14 protein-coding genes are annotated in these 17154 nt (G+C 64.9%); 4 read left to right on the plus strand and 10 right to left on the minus strand.

Translation table 11 applies throughout. The annotated features are described in order from the left end of the window. A partial coding sequence (locus tag AC0L2F_RS34675; RefSeq protein ID WP_473251401.1) for a flagellin N-terminal helical domain-containing protein occupies window positions 1-275 on the minus strand: 275 nt, incomplete at its 3' end. A 319-nt stretch (window positions 276-594) separates the two neighbouring features. Between AC0L2F_RS34675 and flbT the strand changes: the two genes are divergently transcribed. After that, window positions 595-1032, plus strand: a complete 438-nt coding sequence (flbT, locus tag AC0L2F_RS34680; protein ID WP_007612328.1) for a flagellar biosynthesis repressor FlbT — start codon at window positions 595-597, stop codon at window positions 1030-1032. A 104-nt stretch (window positions 1033-1136) separates the two neighbouring features. Here flbT and AC0L2F_RS34685 read toward each other — a convergent pair whose 3' ends face one another. The 9 genes from AC0L2F_RS34685 to AC0L2F_RS34725 form a co-directional block, all read right to left on the minus strand. After that, entirely contained in the window at window positions 1137-2633 is a 1497-nt protein-coding gene (locus tag AC0L2F_RS34685; RefSeq protein ID WP_473251402.1) for a pyridoxal phosphate-dependent decarboxylase family protein, read from the minus strand. After that, complete coding sequence (locus tag AC0L2F_RS34690; protein ID WP_473251403.1) at window positions 2630-3883, minus strand: ATP-grasp domain-containing protein; 1254 nt, start codon at window positions 3881-3883, stop codon at window positions 2630-2632. The genes AC0L2F_RS34685 and AC0L2F_RS34690 overlap by 4 nt, the downstream gene beginning before the upstream one ends. A gap of 1 nt (window position 3884) precedes the next feature. Further along, window positions 3885-5534: a hypothetical protein gene (locus AC0L2F_RS34695; RefSeq protein ID WP_473251404.1), complete on the minus strand. Its 1650-nt coding sequence runs from the start codon at window positions 5532-5534 to the stop codon at window positions 3885-3887. Next, complete coding sequence (locus tag AC0L2F_RS34700) at window positions 5524-6306, minus strand: hypothetical protein (protein ID WP_063995708.1); 783 nt, start codon at window positions 6304-6306, stop codon at window positions 5524-5526. Before AC0L2F_RS34700 ends, AC0L2F_RS34695 begins: the two co-directional genes overlap by 11 nt. Before the next feature lie 70 nt (window positions 6307-6376). Continuing rightward, window positions 6377-8728: a flagellar hook associated protein gene (locus AC0L2F_RS34705; protein WP_473251405.1), complete on the minus strand. Its 2352-nt coding sequence runs from the start codon at window positions 8726-8728 to the stop codon at window positions 6377-6379. Between the two features lie 21 nt (window positions 8729-8749). Continuing rightward, complete coding sequence (gene flgK, locus AC0L2F_RS34710; RefSeq protein ID WP_007612341.1) at window positions 8750-10633, minus strand: flagellar hook-associated protein FlgK; 1884 nt, start codon at window positions 10631-10633, stop codon at window positions 8750-8752. A 35-nt stretch (window positions 10634-10668) separates the two neighbouring features. After that, on the minus strand, window positions 10669-12921 hold the full coding sequence (locus AC0L2F_RS34715; protein WP_007612344.1) for a flagellar hook-basal body complex protein: 2253 nt from the start codon (window positions 12919-12921) through the stop codon (window positions 10669-10671). A gap of 178 nt (window positions 12922-13099) precedes the next feature. Further along, a complete protein-coding gene (msrB, locus tag AC0L2F_RS34720) occupies window positions 13100-13612 on the minus strand; it encodes a peptide-methionine (R)-S-oxide reductase MsrB (RefSeq protein WP_007612345.1) in 513 nt (170 codons plus the stop codon). A gap of 85 nt (window positions 13613-13697) precedes the next feature. Further along, a complete protein-coding gene (locus AC0L2F_RS34725) occupies window positions 13698-15155 on the minus strand; it encodes an NAD(P)/FAD-dependent oxidoreductase (protein WP_063995704.1) in 1458 nt (485 codons plus the stop codon). 195 nt (window positions 15156-15350) lie between these two features. Here AC0L2F_RS34725 and AC0L2F_RS34730 point away from each other — a divergent pair, with 195 nt between their 5' ends. From AC0L2F_RS34730 to AC0L2F_RS34740, 3 genes are all read left to right on the plus strand, one after another. Further along, window positions 15351-15884 (plus strand): SixA phosphatase family protein, encoded by a 534-nt coding sequence (locus tag AC0L2F_RS34730; RefSeq protein WP_473251406.1) that lies wholly within the window; start codon window positions 15351-15353, stop codon window positions 15882-15884. Window positions 15885-15971: 87 nt separating this feature from the next. Beyond that, window positions 15972-16397: a universal stress protein gene (locus tag AC0L2F_RS34735; protein ID WP_063995702.1), complete on the plus strand. Its 426-nt coding sequence runs from the start codon at window positions 15972-15974 to the stop codon at window positions 16395-16397. Between the two features lie 15 nt (window positions 16398-16412). After that, window positions 16413-16874: a hypothetical protein gene (locus tag AC0L2F_RS34740; protein WP_473251407.1), complete on the plus strand. Its 462-nt coding sequence runs from the start codon at window positions 16413-16415 to the stop codon at window positions 16872-16874. The last annotated feature ends 280 nt before the right edge of the window (window positions 16875-17154 follow it).

Genomic DNA, 17154 nt, shown 5'->3' on the forward strand with positions numbered 1-17154 from the left:
TTCGCAGAGTCGATCAGCTTCTGCAGCGAAGTGATGCCGGTGTTGGCGGCCTGCAGCACCTGCACGCCGTTGGCGATACCGTCGAGCAGATTGTTGATGTCGCTGGCGCGGTTGTCGAGCGACTGTGCGGTGAAGAAGTTGGTGGGATTGTCCAGGGCCGAGTTGACGCTCTTGCCGGTCGACAGACGGTTCTGCGTGGTGGCGAGAAGATCAGCGGTGGACTGGAGTGAGAGCAGGTTCTGACGAACCGAGGAGGAGAGAACGATACCGGACATTGGGTGTTACCTTTCTGGTAAACGACGCTTACTGTTACGCGTCTGCATGGATCGAGTGACCCAGCGACCGGCGGACCGTGGGGCGGAGTCCTCTAACGAAACATGAAATGAAATTGGCGCTTTTGCTGAGTCGGCGCGCGATTCGGCCCAGTCGCACACTCGCGACGCCACGCAGCCAGGCGATTTCAGCCTTGATATGATTGAGCTTTTCCGCGGCATCGGCCGGGATTTACAACTCGTTAACTAGTCTTGATGGAGTATTGCGCCCTGATCCGCCGCAACACACGCTCGGTTACGAAAGCGTTGATGGAGAACAGGCATGGCCCTCAAGGTCGAGCTCAGACCGCACGAACGCATCATCGTCGGTAACTGCGTAATAACCAACACCGACCAGCGCGCCCGCCTTCTGATCGACGGCGACAACGTGCCGATCCTGCGCGAACGCGACATCCTCACGCCGGAGACCGCCGATACGCCTGCCAAGCTCGTCTATCTGGCGGTCCAGCTCATGTACATCTCGCCGGATCCGCAGACCCAGCACGGCACCTATTTCAACCTGGTGCGCGACATCGTCACCGCGGTGCCGAGTTCCTGGCCGATCATCGAAGGCATCAACAACAACATCCTCAACGGCGACCTCTATCGCGCGCTGAAGGATGCCCGCAAGCTGATCGCCTATGAAGAGAAGTTGCGGGGCCAGTTCGAGGCCACGCATCCCAAGACGGAAGCGGACCAGGACGTCAGCACCGCCGCCTGATCCCACGCGTTCGCGGTCCCACGCCGCGCGAACGACGAACCGCACGAACGACAACGGCCCCGGATCGCCTCCGGGGCCGTTGTCGTTTCGAGCCTGCGTCAACACTACTGCGCCGCGAGCGGCGGCGCCTCGACCTCGATCACTCCCCCGCTCCGTCGTCCGCCGAATTCCAGCACGGCCGCGATCAGCGCATCGATGTCAGTCTCGTCGGTGCGATGATTGACGATCGCGGCGCGGATCGCAAACCTGCCGTCCAGCGTGGTGCTCGACGGCGCCGCTACGCCGGACTCCTGGATGTCCGCGACGATCTCGCGATTGACCTCATCCGCGGCGCGGTAACGGAAGCAGACGATATTGAGATTGACCGGTGCCAGCAATTCAAGCCGCTGCTCGGCAAGAACGCGAGTCTCCAGATATTTCGCCAGCGCACAGCTTCGCGCGATCACCGCACCGAGCCGATTTGTGCCGAACGTCTTCAGCGTGAACCATGTCTTCAGCGCACGGAAGCCGCGCGACAGATCGGGGCCGAGATCGCAGGGCCAGACCGCGCCCGCCGCAAGCCCCCTCGCCTCGCGACGCAGATAGGCCGCGGGCTGCGCAAAAGCCTGCCGATGCTGCTCGCCGTCGCGCACCAGCAGGAAGCCGGCGTCATAAGGCACCTGTCCCCATTTGTGGAAGTCGAGCGCAATGGAATCCGCAAGCTCGATGCCTCCGAGCAGCGGCGCGAGTTCGGGCGACAGGATCGCGAGCGCACCGAAGGCGCCGTCGACGTGAAACCAGATTCCCTCCTCGCGGCACAGCTCCGCGATCGCCTTGAGATCGTCGATCGCACCGATGTCGACCGTACCAGCGGATGCGACGACCAGGAACGGCTTGAAGCCGACCTCGCGATCGATCGCGATCTGCGCACGCAGCGCGGCAACGTCGATGCGATGATCGGCATCGACGCCAATCTTGCGCAGCGCATCGGTCCCGAGGCCGGCGATGTCCATCGCCCTCGAGACGCAGCCATGCGCGGCCTGCGATGTATAGGCGGTGAGAAGTGCACCGTCATTGCCGATGCCGTACTGCCGCGCCAGCGTGCCGAGCGTACTCGTGCGTGCCACCAGCACCGCCATCAGATTCGCCATCGACGTGCCCGTGACGAAGATGCCGCTCGCGCTCTCCGGGAAGGCGAACAGGCGGCGCATCCAGTCGATGACCTGCCGCTCGACCTCGATCGGCATGTGGTCGCGGCCGCCGAGATTGGCGTTGAGGCCTGCCGCGAGCATTTCCGCGACTATGCCAACCGCGGTACCGCCGCCATGTACCCAGCCCATGAAAGCGGGATGGACGTTCCCGGTCGCATAGGGCGCGACATGTTCGGTGAAGTCGCGATAGACGTCGGCGAGATCGCTCGCCTCGCGCGGCACGTCGGCCTTGAATGCCGCGCGAACGCCGTCGGGGATCGGCTGCCACACTGGACGCGCGCGAACGTTGGCGATCCCGTCGATCGTCTCGTCAAGCATGCGATGGGCAAGCGCGCGAAACTCGCTCCAGTCCTGCGGATCGAGCGAAGTCTGCGTGACGGACCTTTGCGTATTGCGGATGATCTCGTTCATGCTGCACTCTCCTCGCCCGCTCGCGCATGCCGCGACAGCATCGCCGTAAACGCCGCGAAGATCTTGCGCATCTGCGGCGGCTTGTACGGAAACACGGCCGGCGGATCCATGTTGTGCACGACGGCGGTGTTGTCGGCTTCGAAGACCAGCAGCTCGCGGTTCTGGTTCTCGGCGCAATCGACGATGAAGTAATCGAGGCCGACGCGCCTGCTCATTTCGTCCAGCGCGATTTTGTGGCGCGCTGCGAACGCATGGTCGAAGTCGAGCATGAAGACGGCTTCCTCGGCCCGCTTCTCCTCGCTGAACGCCATGAAGGCGTTGAGATACCAGATGTCCCAGCGATCGGCGATCGCCATATGGCAGGCATAGGGTTTGCCGTCGACCATGGCGAGACGATATTTGCGGTAGAGCCCGTCGGGACTGACATAATCTACGAAACGCGCGACGAAAAAGTCGTGTTCTTGCCGCTCGGCAAGATAGGCAACGAGCGCCTCCGCATCGTCGAGCTTTGCGAGACCGACGCCGGCATGCGTGCCGCGCGGCCGCACGATCATCGGAAAACGCAGTTCGCCCGTGATCTCCTCACAAACGATCTTGCCTTGCGAAAGCTCCGACAACTGCGCGCGCGTCGTGGGGGCGGTCACGGGAATGTCGAGACCGGGCACGTCCGCCAGCAACCGATACAGCTTGTCGCGATCGAGATTGCCGATGAGATCGGGACGATTGAGCAGCGGCCTCGGCCAATGCGGCGCGGCCTTCTCGATCAGCGCGAGTGCCTCCCGGCACTCCTCGGAATCCGATGCGATCACGATGGCGACGTCGTGCTCGGGCAGAGTCTCCGGCAGGCCGATGCCCTTGACCACGTAGAGCGTCAACAGCTCGATGTCGGAGTCTTCAAGCAGGAAATCGATCGGCGTGTTGCCGCCCATGTCGATATCGGCGGCGAGCGCGAGCACGCGCAGCCGAGGTTTTGCAGCAGTGCAAGGCGTACGAAACAATTGGTGGAAGGAGAGCACTTCGGTCTGGATCACCAGCCCGGCCTCCTTCTCGCCGAGAAGCTGGGCAATCAGCGAGAGATCGAGGCCTTCGCCGGCCTCCGCAGTCCCTTCCTCGATCCGCGCCAGCAGCCGCTCGCGCAATGGATGCAGGTCGCCGCCCTCGAAGGCGCGGCGCGTCAACTGCGCAAAGCCGATGCGGTCGGCATGGTTCGGCGCGGTCACGCCGCTCTGCGCGGAAACTGGATGTTGCATCTCACACCTCGAACGCGGACTTTGCCGGCACGGCCGCGACCGCGCCACGATCAAGCAGCAGCTCGATCTTCACCAGGACGTGGGCGATGCGATCGAGAACGTGTTGTACATTGCGCTCGGCCAGCATTGCATCCGGCGACCACGCCTCGGTCACCAATCGTGCGCCGACGCAGAGGCGCAACACCGCCTGCGGCGCGCCGTCCTGCCGCTCCAGTCGGACCGGCTGGCCGACGAGACAGCGCTGGGCGGCCACTTGCCGATCCGCCGCGCTGCCGCTGATCTCCTCGGCCATGTCGCGCGCCAGCGCCCGATGCACGGCGCTGGTCTCGGCGATCGAGACCGGCTTGCCGTCGCGCAGCAGCGTGAACGGAAAGATCGTGGCTTGCGCGAATTCCTCGTCGTCCGCGCCGGACTTCTCGATCGCTGTTGGAACGGCACGAGGCGACGGCGACAACGCGATCATGCTGTCGATGCCGGCTGCAAGCTCGGCCAGCGCCCTAGCGCGGAAAGCCCCCGGCACGGCGTAGTAGCTGCCGATCTCGGCCAGCGCGGCTTCCCAGCGCAGCCATTGACCGAAATTCGGCCGGCGCTCGAACCGCGAGCGCAGTGTCGTCCACGCCATCGGCCAGTCGCAGCGACCGGCATAGTCGAAGATGCCAGGCGCGATCCCGCCAATCCGGTCGATCGATCGCGACAGGCCTTTCGGCAGCAGCAGCGCACCGCTGAAGGCGGGTCCGCCGAAGAATTTCGAGCCGGTGATCAGCACCATGTAACCGCGATCGAGATAGGCGCGCAGCCGCCGGCGGCCGAGCCGCGCCTGACAGGCATCGACGACAATTTGAACCTTGCGCGGCCAGCGCCGCGCGATCTCGTCGAGACACGCCCCGCTCGGGGCACGCCAACCGAGTTTTGACGAATCCATGATCTGCAACAAAACGCGCCGGCCTTGCGCGAGGCTGGTCTCGACCGCATGCAGCACCGCGGCATCGGCATTGGTGCGCATCGCTATGCCGGCCGCCATATCGATCAGCGGCACCGCAATGCTGTCGCCGGCAAGCCCCGTTACCGCGCCGTCCTTGCGCACGGCAACGCCGCCTGCCGTCATCGTGCTGAAATGGTGGCCGCGTGCGGTATGCGGCGTGCCGCTTCCGGTCTGGTCGGCGCCGACCACGATCGTCACCGGCGCCGCACCGAGCACCGCGCGCGCCACGAACAGGGCGTGAAGCTGGGAGTCCGTGCCGGACGGCGAGAACACGACGTCGATGCGCGACGAGAGCGCAAGGTGGCCGCGCAGTTCCTCGCGCATGTCCTCGCAGCGGGCGTCGAAGGCGATTTCGACCTCGTCGAACAGGCACTTGTGCATCAGCTCTTCGCGCGCCAGCGCGGCGCGGTCGTAAGCCATCTGCGAGATCGTCGAGGCGGTCGCGGAGGCGAAATTCCAGAGCTCCGGCTCCGGCGAAGCCGCGCAGCCATAGGTGTTGACACGGTCGTTCGGATCGAGCGTCAGCCGCGGATCTCCGCCGGAGGCGAGCAGCGTATCCAGCGGTGTGAACAGATCGCGCAGGCGATAGCGCGAGCCGCCGTCGGACGCGCGCTCGCTGGCTGACAGACGGGATGCGCCGGCGCTCATCCCGAAACGCTCACGCCGCATCGGCCGCCGCCGCGGGCGCCGGTGCGAATTGCGAGGTGATGTCGCCGTGGAACACCGAGGGCCCGACGTGATCGAGCGAGCTCTCGATGTCGGCCCAGATCTCGCCGCCGATGTCGGTCCAGCGCTTGCAGAAGGCGAAGTCCTCGGACAGATAGGTGCCGGTCGCCGCATCGATCATGCATTCGAACAAGGCAAACCGGTTCTGGCTCGCCGCCAGCGTATCGTGCGAATGCTCGCGGAAGAATTGCAAGGCCGCGTAGTCCGGATGGCGGCACATCGCCTCCAGCACGGAGCGCCGGATCATCAGGAAGCCGGTGCCGGCGTAGCGCACGCGGGTGAAGCCGTTCACCACCACGATGCGGTCGGGGTCCTCGATCTCGAGCACGTAGTCGAGCGATGCGGCCGGCACGTCGGCGCGACCGGACTGGATCGCCCGCGCGGCCTTGTCCCAGTTGATCCGCTTGATCGGATAGCAGCCGGCGACGACGTCCGCGCCGCATTCGATCAGCCGGAACACCTGCTCCGGCTTGAAGCCGATGTCGGCATCGATGAACAGGAAATGCGTCGCTTCGGGATCGTCCAGGAACATCGCAGCCAGATTGGCCCGGGCGCGCGTGATCAGCGCATCGCCATCGCGCAGCAGCACCTTGAGCTCGAGATTGGCCATGCCGTGCACGGCACGCTGGAGCGCGAAGATCGAGCTCGCATAGATGCTCGTCACCTGCCCGCCGAAACATGGCGTGGCCACCACCAGTTTCATCTTGTCCGACATCGTCAGCTCCGCCCGCTGCAATCCTCACCAAGAGGTAAAGAGGCATGGTTAACGGCGCCTTAACGCCCGCTTACAGGAACTTGACGAGCGAGAGCTGCGCGAGGTTCGAGGTCACCTGGTAGGACGCCTGGAGCGCGTTCTGGAGCGACAGGATCTCGCTCGCGACCTGGTCCGGCGGGGCCGATTCCGCCTGGTCGATGATGGTCTGGAGCTGCGCCTTGGCCTGGGTCTGGCGCGAGCTTGCGTCCTTCATGGTGTTCTGGGCCATCGCGATGTCGGTCTGGATGTCCTCGATGCGCTGCTGGCCGGGCTGCTTGGTCAGAGCCTGCGTCACCCGCAGGCTCAACGCGGCGACCTGCCCGCCCGAATACTGCCCGGTCGGCGAGGTCGAGAACGTCCCGAACACGGCGACCGCCTGCAGCTCCTTGCGGATGGCGTCCTCGTTCGCCTGCGCGCCATACTGCACCGTGACGGAATCGTCGACCCGGGCCATCGCGGTGGAGCGCGGCGAACCGGGGCCGTCATTGCCCAGGTACCATTGCACGGTGGTGGCCGAGCCGTTGACCAGCGTCGTCGCCGAGCCGAGGGGCGAAGAGCCGACGCGCAGCGGAGCCTTTGCCGCCGTGACCGGGGAGGTCGTGAAGCCGAGCGCCGCGAACGCCGTGCTGTTCGAGCTCGTGATGTTGAGGCTCCCGGGATCGTCCGTGTTGATCGTGATCACGCCGCCATGGATGGTCGACGGCTTCGTGGTGCCGGTTATCTGATCGATCTTGCCAAGGAGAGTTGTGATGTTGTCGGTAATGTTGATCTGGTTTGGACCGATGGCGCCCGAGGCGACAAAAGTCAGCGTCTGACCGTTCACCGTGATCGTATCGGGCGCCTGGAACGCCGCTGAGAGGACTTCCGGGCCGCCCGTGGTCGCAGTGCCGCTCAGCACAGTTGAACCGGTGATCTGAGGCGTCGACGCCGCGCTGCCGCGCGTCACGCTGCTGAGACCGAGCGCCGTGACCGCCGCGCCGCCGGTGACCGCCACGTCGGTGCCGGTGCCGGTCGCGATCTGGATATTGCCGCCGGCGCTCAGAGTCACGTTGGCGGCGGGGATGCCGGCGGCCGTCGCGATTGCATTCAAGATATCAGACACCTTCGCGGCGCTGCCCGAAGCCAATCCGATCGTGGTATTGCCGCTGGCCGTCGTGACAGTGGTGACGGTAGGGTCGAAGGTGATCGTGTGGGCGCCGCTCGCGCCGGTGATGGTCAGGGTGGTACCGGTCGGAGCGTTGGCGAGCGCGGTGAGAATGGTCCCGTTGAGATGGGGTGTCGCCGAAGAATCGAGCGACGTGGTCGTAGACGCAATCGCCAATGCGCTGTCCTGCAACGCAACCGAGCCCGTCCCGGTCGTTGAGGTATAGGAGAGCAGATTGCCGGTGGCCGCCACATTCGCAGTGGCGGATCCCGCCGTGTTGAAGAAATTGTCCCCGGCGGCGACAGCGGACGCCGCCACCAGCGAGGTGCCGGCAAGCTTCTTGATCGCGGTGTTCAGCGCGGTGTTGAGGTTGGTCGCCGTGTTGTTCGGGTTGACCGGGACGCTTGCATCGATCGCAAAGCTGCCGACGGGCGTCGGTGTCGCGGTGGACGCCGTCAGGTCGATCTGCTCGGTCGAGCCATCGGGCAGCGTGAACTGCACGCTGAGCTTGTCGCCATTGTTCGGATTGACGCCGTTGAGGTCGACGGAGAACGACACCGGCGAGCCGCTCGGGCCGGTGACCGTCGCGCCGGTCAGCGTCGAGGAGACTGCGGCGATCTTCAGGCCGAATGGCGATGCGGGCGCGTCCTCGGAGACCTTCACCGAGCTCGGCGTCGGCTGTGGGGTCGCCAGCACCAGCCGGCCCATGCCGTTGGCGCCGAGGTCGGCGGCCTGGCGCTCCGCCATGACGGTCTTGAAGCCCGCCTGCGTCGTGGTGCCGTTGATGATGTCGCCGGCATTCGCGACCGACGGCGTGTTGAAGGCGGTGCCGGAGAACAGATAGCGGTTGCCGGATTGCGTATTGAGAACGCCGACCATCGAGCCGAATTGCGCAGCTGCGGTGTTCTGCGCGACCGTCTGGCCATTGACGTTGAGATCCTGCGCGGTGTTGGCCGAGCCCGTCTGCACCGTGTTGCGGATCGTGGTCAGCGACTGCAAAGCCGTATTGGCGAGGTTGATGCTGACGTTGACGTTGGTCATCGTGTCGGTATAGGCGGCGATGTTGGAGAGCTGCGCGCGCCCGGCGATCGCGAAGCCCTCGTTGGTGCCCATCCCGGAATAGTTCTGCGACAGCTTGCCGGTCGAGAGCTGCGTCGACAGGTCGGTGAGCTGCTGGTTGATGTTGCGGATCTGCGAGCCGAGAATCGACGAGGAATAGTTGATGCTGCTGATCGACATGTTTCAGAGCCCTGTTACTTGTTACACTTGAGCCTGGAGCAGCGTATTCATCATGCTCTGCACCACCGACATGACATGGGCGTTGGCGGCATAGGCATTCTGGAGCTGGATCAGGTTCGACATCTCCGAGTCCAGGTTGACGCTGGCGGTCGAGTTGAACTTGGCCTGCAGCGTCGAGACCACGACGCTCTGGCCCTGCTGCAGCTGGGTCGCCTGGGTCGCGGCATTGCCCTGAACGCTCAGGAACTGCTGGAGGTAGTTCGAGACGCTGCCGGTGAAGGGCTGGCTGGCCGAGCCCAGACCGGATTGCGGCGAATAGGAGAACACCGCCGAGGTGAGCTGCGAATAGAGATAGTCCGAGCGCGTGGTGTCGCCGGTGGGCGTCACCGGCGAGGTGTTGTAGATCGACAGCCTGGTCGGGTCGGTGGCGAGCTGTGTGTTCACGGCGATGCGGCCGGCAAGGCCGGTCATCTGCGAACCCGATGCCGTGATCGCGCCGGTGTAGAGCGCCTGCCCACCATCGGTGAACAGCGGCAGTTGCGGATTGCCCGAGGTCAGCGACGAGATCGTCTTGGTGATCGAGGCCGAATTGACCTTGGCGAGGCCGCTGTTGTCGTCGGTCACCCGCAATGTGGTGGCCGTCGCCGGCGACGGCGCGGCGGCGAAAGACAGATGCGAGCCGGAAAGCGCGGTGTTGAGCGCCGAGGCGATCGCGCCCATGCCGCCGGAGAAGTTCACCCCGATCTGCATCGGATTGGCGTTGGTGGGGTTCTGGAGCGGGAGCGCCGCCGGATCGGTCACGTTGACGAGCGTGACCTGTCGCTTCGTGTTGGTGGTCGTGTCGGTGTAGGTGAAGTTGACGCTGTTGCCCGGGGCCGCTCCGGCAAGGTCGAGATCGAAGCCGGCCGGCGGGCCGGTGACCGTGCTGCCGGCCGTGGTCTTGTCCGACAACGCGCTCGACATCGTCGCGGCGAACTGGTCGATCTGGTTCTGCGCCTGCACCAGCGTCTGGTCGCGCAGCTTCAGATCGGCCGCGATCTGGCCCGAAGACACCACGTTGTTGGCGATGACGTCGACCGACGATCCGTTCGGGAGCTTGATGTTGAACGCGCCGACGCCGGATTTGGCCGGATCGATGTTGTAGAGCGAGGTCGCCGACAGCGCGCCGGCGGAGGCAAAGGTGAATTGCGAGGCCAGCCCGGCGCCGACCAGCTGGATGCCGGTGGTGGTGTAGATGTTGGCCTGATTGGACCCGTCGGTGGTGACGTGGACGTCGACATATTTCGACAGCGTGTTGATGGCCTGGTCGCGCTGGTCCATCAGCGTCGCGGCCGAGGGGTCGTGTTCCGACAGGCCCTGGAGTCTGGAGTTGATGTCGGCGACCTGCTGCATCGCCGCGTTGGCCTGCTGCGCCGAGGTGCTGAGATCCTGCTCGACGTTGGAGCGCAGCGACTGGATACCCTTGGTGGTGAGGTTGAGCTGCTGCGCCAGCGTCTGCGCGGCGCCGAGCGCAACCGTTTGCGCCGACGACGAGCCCGCGTTGGTCGACAGCGCCTGCAGCGCCGTGGTGAAACTGTTCAGCGCGGTTTCGAGCGTACCGCTGTTGCCGGGCGTGCCATAGACATTCTGAAGCTGCTTCAGGATGTTCGCCATCTGGTCGGCGTAGCCGCTGCCGCCGGTCTCGGTGCGCAGCTGTTTCTGTACATAGGTGTCGAGCTCGCGGCTGACGCCGGTCGTCGTCACCGTCGAGCCGAAGTCGCCGGTGGTGACCTCGATCTGGTTCGGCGTCTGGACGACGTAACCCGGCGTCTGCGAGTTGGCGACGTTCGAGGAAACGATCGAGAGCGCAGCCTGATTGGCACGCAGACCGCTCATCGCACTGGCGAGGGCTGAACTCAAACCCATGTTGGCTTGCCGCCTCTGGTTACGTCACGCACCAATCAGCGCAACACGTTCAAAAGATCCTGAACCATCGTATTCGCCGTCGTGATCACCTTGGTGTTGGCCGAATAGGCCTGCTGGGTCACGATCAACTTGGTGAATTCGTCGGCGATGTCGGTGTTCGAGCCTTCCAGCGACGAGCCGCTGATCGAGCCGGAAGCACCGTCGATGGCAGGGCCCGACTGTTCAGTCGCGGCGTAGGCGCCGCCGTCCTGCGCCTTCAGGTAGTTGGTGCCGTTGAAGTGCGACAACGAGACCTGTGCGAGGTCGAGGTTCTGACCGTTGGAGAAGGTCCCGACTACGAGGCCGTTGTTGTTGACGGCGACCGAGCGAAGCTGACCGGCGGCGTAGCCGTTCTGGGTGATGGTGTTGATAGTGACGGCGCCGCTGGTGCTGGCATATTGCGTCAGTCCGCCCGAGGAGATGTTGAAGGAGACCGAGCCCAGCGACTGGCCGCTGACGCTGACGTTGTTGATGGTGATGCCCGACCCGCTCGGCGAGGTCAGCGAGCCGTCGGCGGCAAAGGTGAAGGCCTGGCCGGTATTGACCCAGCCGACCGTCGTGCCGGTCGCGTTCGGGTCAGTCTGGTAAAACATGTTCCAGGTATCGGCATGGCCGGCGCCGAGCGAGGCACTGTCGGTCTTGGCCCAGCGTAATTGCAGATTCACCGGCGTGCCGGCCGCGTTGTAGGCGGTCACCGCGCCACCGCTGATCGATTCCTTGGTGAAGGTGGCGATGTCGTTGCCGATCACGCCGCCGGTGCCGGCAACGCCACCACCGTCACGATTCTTGGTGATGGTCGAGGTGAACCCGAGCGCAGCGAAGGCGGCGCTGTTGGAGCTCGCCACCGAAAGATTGGAAGCTGTGCCGGTGTTTAGCGTGATCACGCCGCTGCTGCTGACCGACGACCCCGTTGCACCGGAGAGCGCGTCGATCTTGCCGAGCAGCATCGTGATGTTGTCGGTGACGTTGATTTGGTTCGGGCCTGACGCGCCGGCGGCCATGAAGGTCAGCGGCTGACCATTGACCGTGATGACGTCGCCGGCGGAGAAGCCCGATGTGATCACCTCGGCGCCGCCGGCCGCCGCCGCGCCGCTCAGCACCGTGGCGCCCGAGATCGCTGGGGAGGACAGCACGTTGCCGCCGCGCGTCACGCTGCTGATGCCGAGCGCTGTGGCCGCCTGGCCGCTACCAACCGCTACGTCGGTGGTGGTGCCGCTGGAGATCACGATGTTGCCGCTGGCGCTGAGCGTTGCGGTAACGCCGGCACCGCCGGCGGTCTGGATCGCGCTCAGGATGCTGGCCACCGTGGCCGTCGTTCCGGCGCCGAGACCGATTGTGGTGTTGCTGCCGACCGTCGTGACGGTGGTGCCGCCGTTGAATGTGACCGTGTTGCCGTTGATGGTCAGCACCTGGCCGCTGAGCGCGGTGAGGGTCGTGGAGGCGAGATGCGTACCCACGGAGTTGTCGAGCGAAGTGGTGGTCGATGCCACCGCCGCAGAGTTGTTCTGGAGCGCCGTTGTGCCGGTCGCAGTGGTCGACGAGTATGGCGAGCGGATATTGCCGGTTGCGGCAGCGCCGGACGTTGTGGCGTTTGCATACGGCGGAGGCGGCGTGCCGACCGGCAGCGGGTTGGCCGCGAAGTCCGACGGGTTCAGTCCGCCGGCCGCCAGCAGCGTCTTGGTCGCCGCCGTCGTGCTCGCCACCGTGTTCGGCTGGGTCGGCAGGTTCGCCGCGTACTGGATCGATGTGGTCGCCTGCGCCGGGATGAAGTTGTTCTGGAATTTCAGGACTGTCGCGACGTTGCCTTGCGGGTTGCCGGTCTTCGGGTCGACCGTGACACCCATCAAATAGTAGCCGGCGCCGTTGACCAGATTGCCGTTGGCATTGAGCTGGAAGTCGCCACGCCGCGTGTAATAGGTGACGCCGCTGAACACCGGCGCATTGTCGACGACGCCCGTCGCCTTCTGGATCGAGAAGAAGCCGTCACCGGTGATTGCCATGTTGGTGGCGACGCTGGAGCCCGAGATCGTACCCTGCGTGGTGATAGTGGCCTTCGCGTTGGCCGTCACGCCGCCCGCGACCTGCTTGCTCGGGACCGAGGAGTCGGGAATGAGATCGACGAAGCTGGTGCCGATGCCCTTGTACGCGGTGGTGGATGAGTTCGCGATGTTGCCGGAAATGTTCTGCAGCGCGTAGGACTGCGCCTGCAGGCCACCCACCGAGGTGTTCATTGCATCGAAGATACCCATAACTTTGTCTCCAGATCCGATCTCGGCGGCCGGTCGACCATGGCCGCAGTCGGAGGAGACTGTCGCAAGGGCTATGCCAATGCGGGTACTTTCACGAAATCAATGACTTAATGAAAAAGCCCCGGTCTGACGACCGGGGCACAATTGCCGGGACCGGCAACAATTGCCGGGACGAAACCTAGGTTGCGGACGCCGCCGCGGGATGGAAGACCAGCCCGAAACCGTCGATGCAGTAGCGCAATCCGGTCGGCTTCGGACCGTCGTCGAAGACGTGGCCTAGATGGCCGCCGCAGCGCCGGCAATGCACCTCGGTGCGCAGCATGCCGTAGGTGCGGTCCTCGGTCTTGCCGACATTGCCCTCGATCGGCTGGTAGAAGCTCGGCCAGCCCGTGCCGCTCTCGAATTTGGTGTCGGAGGCGAACAGCGGCAGGTCGCAGCCGGCGCAGGCGAAGATGCCCTTGCGGTGCTCCTTGAGCAGCGGGCTGGAGCCCGGCCGCTCGGTGCCCTCCTTGCGCAGGATCTCATATTGCTGCGGCGTGAGCTGGGCACGCCATTCGGCGTCCGTCTTCTCGATCTCGAATTTCTGCGCGGCTTTCTCTCCAGCCTCCGCGGGCGATGCTCTGAGCCAGCGGAAGGCCGCAAGGCCAAACAGGCCGGCGACAGTCGTCAACAGGATGCGGCGGTCAAACATCTCATTCTCCATGCGGGAGCGTCTACGCCCTGAGATACGGGCTCTAACCGTCGACGTTACACGTCCGGGCGGAGTTTTTCTCACCTTATCGCGAGGCAGTGTCGTCCTGCGGGACTGGTTCCACGGCTTCCGCCACAGGCTTCGGCGGTGGGGCCGGCCGGGGCCGAACCCCGGGCGGCGAACGTCGCGGACCGGTCCCGGCGGCCCGGTTGGCCTCGGCCAGCCGCGCCTCGCGTTCCCGGTCCTTGACCCTGGCACGCTCGCGATAGCGGGCAAGCGAGCCTGCGGCGGCGGAACTCGCCCTGCCCCAGATTCCGACCAGTTGGCCAGCAACCCGCCCCGTCGTTCCCCCAGCCCAGACCAGCTCGAACGGCGAGAACAGCTTCCAGCGCTCGTCGCCCCACAGGATGCTGCGGGCGATCATCTGCCCGGCCATGGCCGAGGTGTTCATGCCCTGGCGGCCGAACCCGCTGGCCACCCAGAGGCCTTTGCGCAACTGGCCGATCTGCGGCATGCCATGCACGGTCTGGCCTGTGGCGCCGCCGAACATGTCGGTGATCTCGACATTGCCGAACTGAGGGAAGATCGACCGGATCCGCCGCCTGACGGCGCCTGCAAAGCGCTGCGGCCGCGCGGCCCAAGTGGTCTCCGGACTTTCCCACATCAGCCGGTCGCCGTCGACGATCCGGAAATGATCGACGCCGTCGGAATCCATCACCGATCCCTTGAAGGAAATGATCTCGTGCACGCGCTCGCCGAGCGGCGCGGTGATGCCGGCATAGCGCCAGACCGGCAGCAGCGTCTCCGACAGGCGCCTCAAGGGCGCACCGAGATGGATGTTGCCGGCGAGCACGATATGGGTGGCGCGCAGCCGCGCCGAGGGCGTGACGATGCGCTTGCGGATGCCGGAATGATCGATGCTGACGACCGGCGTATCCTCGAAGATGCGCGCTCCCGCCCGTCGCGCCAGCGCGGCGAGGCCGTGCACATATTTGCGTCCGTCGACCTGGAATGCCTTGGGATAGTAGACGCCGTGGAAATAGTGATCGGTCTTGAGCACCGCGCGGACGCGATCGACCTGCCAGCCCTCGGCCTCGGTGTCGAAATCCTCGTTCAGCATCTGCAACCGGCTGATCAGCCGGTCGCCGGCATCGACGTTGGAGACCTCGAGCACGCCGTCGGTCGGGCCGATCCCGGGCATGTTCTCTTCCGTGGCGTTGGCCCGGACGAACTCGGCCCCCTCTTTCGACAGCGTCCACAATTCCCGCGCGTCCTCGAAGCCGATGCGCTCGATCAGCTCGGCGAGCGGCAGCGCGAAGCCCGGCATCACGGTGCCGAGTTGATTGCCGGAAGCGTTCCAGCCGATGTGGCGGCCCTCGAGCACCGCGACGCTGGCCCCCAGCCGGGCCGCCTCGAGCGCGATGGACAGTCCGGCAAGCCCGGCCCCGATGACGCAGATATCGGCATCGAGGTCGAACGACAGCCGCGCTCGGTCGCGAAAGCCGGCTTCTTCCTGGGACACGCTTGTGAAAGTCTCGCTCATGTTGTTTTCTTAGAGCATGATCCGGAAAAGTGTGCAGCGGTTTTCCGAAAAGATCATGCTCGAAACAATAACCTAAAGCGCGATGACGATTCGCCCTAATCTCATCGCGCTTTAAGGGCCTGAGCGGCCGCTTGTCACCTTGTCCTCGACCGGCGCCTGTAGATTATCCTGGTCGTGTAACGATTCGAGAATGCCATGCGCCGTTTGATGCTGCTGCGTCACGCCAAGACCGAGACCGACGCGCCGAGCGGCCGTGACCAGGACCGCCGGCTCGACGACCGCGGCCACAAGGATGCCGCCGAGATCGGCGACTGGATGGCCTCCCATCCCCCCTTTCCCGAGGCCGTACTAGTATCGCATGCCGTCCGGGCCCGGCAGACCTGGGACATTGCCTGGGAGACCATGAAGGACCGCGTCGCCGCGCCGCAGGTCGAGGTCCTGCCGGAACTCTACGCCGCCGATCCCGCCCAGATCCTGGAGTCCATTCGCACTGCAACCATTCCGGCTGATCCGAGACAATTGCTGCTGGTCGGCCACAATCCGGGCATGCACGAGATCGCCCTGATGCTGACAGGCGGCGGCGATCCGACCGCCGCCAAGGCGCTCGCCGACAACCTGCCCACGTCGGGGCTTGCGATCTTCGATTTTGACGTCAAGGATTGGGGTGACGTGGCTTACCGCCGCGGCAAGCTGGCGTTGTTCGTCAGTCCAAAGCTGCTTCGAAGTTGAGGCTACTTCGAAGTTAATGCTGCTTCGATCGGGTTGATCACGCGACGTGCCGGCAAGACGTCCTGACTGGAAGATTTGGAGGCGCAGATGTTCAAGTCCATCCTCGTGCCCATCGACCTCGCCGACACCGATTTGGCCAAGCCGGCGATCGCGACCGCGGCAACGCTGTCGCAGACCTGGAGCGGCGTGGTGCGCCTGCTCAACGTGCTGCCGATGACCCCGGTGATGCTGGCCGAATACGTGCCGGCCGATTTCGACGAACAGCAGCGCCAGACCTCGGAAGAAGCCCTCGCCATCGTCGCACGCGAGTCCGGCATCGAGCCTTCCCGCATCTCCAGCGTGGTGCGCCAGGGCGGCATCTATCACGAGATCCTGGAGGAAGCGGTGCACATGAAGGCCGACCTGATCGTGATGACCTCGCACCGGCCGGCGATGCGCACCTATTTCCTCGGCTCCAATGCCGGGCATGTCGTCCGCTACGCCAAGTGCTCGGTGCTGGTGGTGAGGCACTGAGCTCGGAGCAATGGTGTGAAGCAATGGTGGCGGAGATGGACGTACGAGATCCCGCTCGCGATCGGCGACGCTTTATGGGAGGTGCTGGTCGTGCAACTGGCCGCACTGCTGGACAGGCTGACGGTGCGGAAGGTGATCGCCTTCATCCCCGTCGTGATCCTCGTACTGGCTTGCTACCACAGGATCCCAATCCCGCCGGAATTGATGCTGGTCGGCGACTTCCTCGCCTATATCGACATCTTCTCGGTGCTGATCCTGCTCGGCGTGCTTAGCCGCGTCACGACGATGCTGTTCGTCGTTAAACAGGCCGCCGCACGTATCGCCAGGTTCGCCGGCAACGTCGCTGCACATTTGCCGCGCCGGGATGTCCGGCATCGGCGCCAACGCGGCGCAGCGACACGACCTCACCGCAAGCCCGAGCGCTCCGAAGACGATCGAGCTCTCGGCGGTGTTTGGGATCAGGCCGCCTTCGCCTGAGCCATATACAAGCTCGTAGCCCGGGTGAGCGAAGCGATACCCGGGACAGCTCGTGGTAGGAATCCCGGATGTCGCTTCGCTCATCCGGGCTACAAGCCCTTGCGTTGCCCGTCGGGCAAAATACCCAAACTGCAGGTCAACGCCCGCCGCCAAAAATATTCCACTTTACCGAAATTCGGAAATCGCGTATGTGTCGCCGCAACCCGGCCCAAGGAAGAGGGGCGTATCGCGATCGTCACGAACGCGGGCCGGACGGCGGTGGACGTTGGTCACATCGGCG

Source organism: Bradyrhizobium sp. Ken64, from assembly GCF_055807555.1.

Excerpts from the sequence above, each read along its gene's own strand:
- AC0L2F_RS34730 (WP_473251406.1), top strand. The coding sequence starts at position 15,351 with ATGCGCCGTTTGATGCTGCTGCGTCACGCCAAGACCGAGACCGACGCG.
- AC0L2F_RS34735 (WP_063995702.1), top strand. The coding sequence starts at position 15,972 with ATGTTCAAGTCCATCCTCGTGCCCATCGACCTCGCCGACACCGATTTG.
- AC0L2F_RS34705 (WP_473251405.1), bottom strand. The coding sequence starts at position 8,728 with ATGTCGATCAGCAGCATCAACTATTCCTCGTCGATTCTCGGCTCGCAG.
- AC0L2F_RS34700 (WP_063995708.1), bottom strand. The coding sequence starts at position 6,306 with ATGTCGGACAAGATGAAACTGGTGGTGGCCACGCCATGTTTCGGCGGG.
- msrB (WP_007612345.1), bottom strand. The coding sequence starts at position 13,612 with ATGTTTGACCGCCGCATCCTGTTGACGACTGTCGCCGGCCTGTTTGGC.
- AC0L2F_RS34725 (WP_063995704.1), bottom strand. The coding sequence starts at position 15,155 with ATGAGCGAGACTTTCACAAGCGTGTCCCAGGAAGAAGCCGGCTTTCGC.
- flgK (WP_007612341.1), bottom strand. The coding sequence starts at position 10,633 with ATGGGTTTGAGTTCAGCCCTCGCCAGTGCGATGAGCGGTCTGCGTGCC.
- AC0L2F_RS34695 (WP_473251404.1), bottom strand. The coding sequence starts at position 5,534 with ATGCGGCGTGAGCGTTTCGGGATGAGCGCCGGCGCATCCCGTCTGTCA.
- flbT (WP_007612328.1), top strand. The coding sequence starts at position 595 with ATGGCCCTCAAGGTCGAGCTCAGACCGCACGAACGCATCATCGTCGGT.
- AC0L2F_RS34685 (WP_473251402.1), bottom strand. The coding sequence starts at position 2,633 with ATGAACGAGATCATCCGCAATACGCAAAGGTCCGTCACGCAGACTTCG.
- AC0L2F_RS34715 (WP_007612344.1), bottom strand. The coding sequence starts at position 12,921 with ATGGGTATCTTCGATGCAATGAACACCTCGGTGGGTGGCCTGCAGGCG.
- AC0L2F_RS34690 (WP_473251403.1), bottom strand. The coding sequence starts at position 3,883 with ATGCAACATCCAGTTTCCGCGCAGAGCGGCGTGACCGCGCCGAACCAT.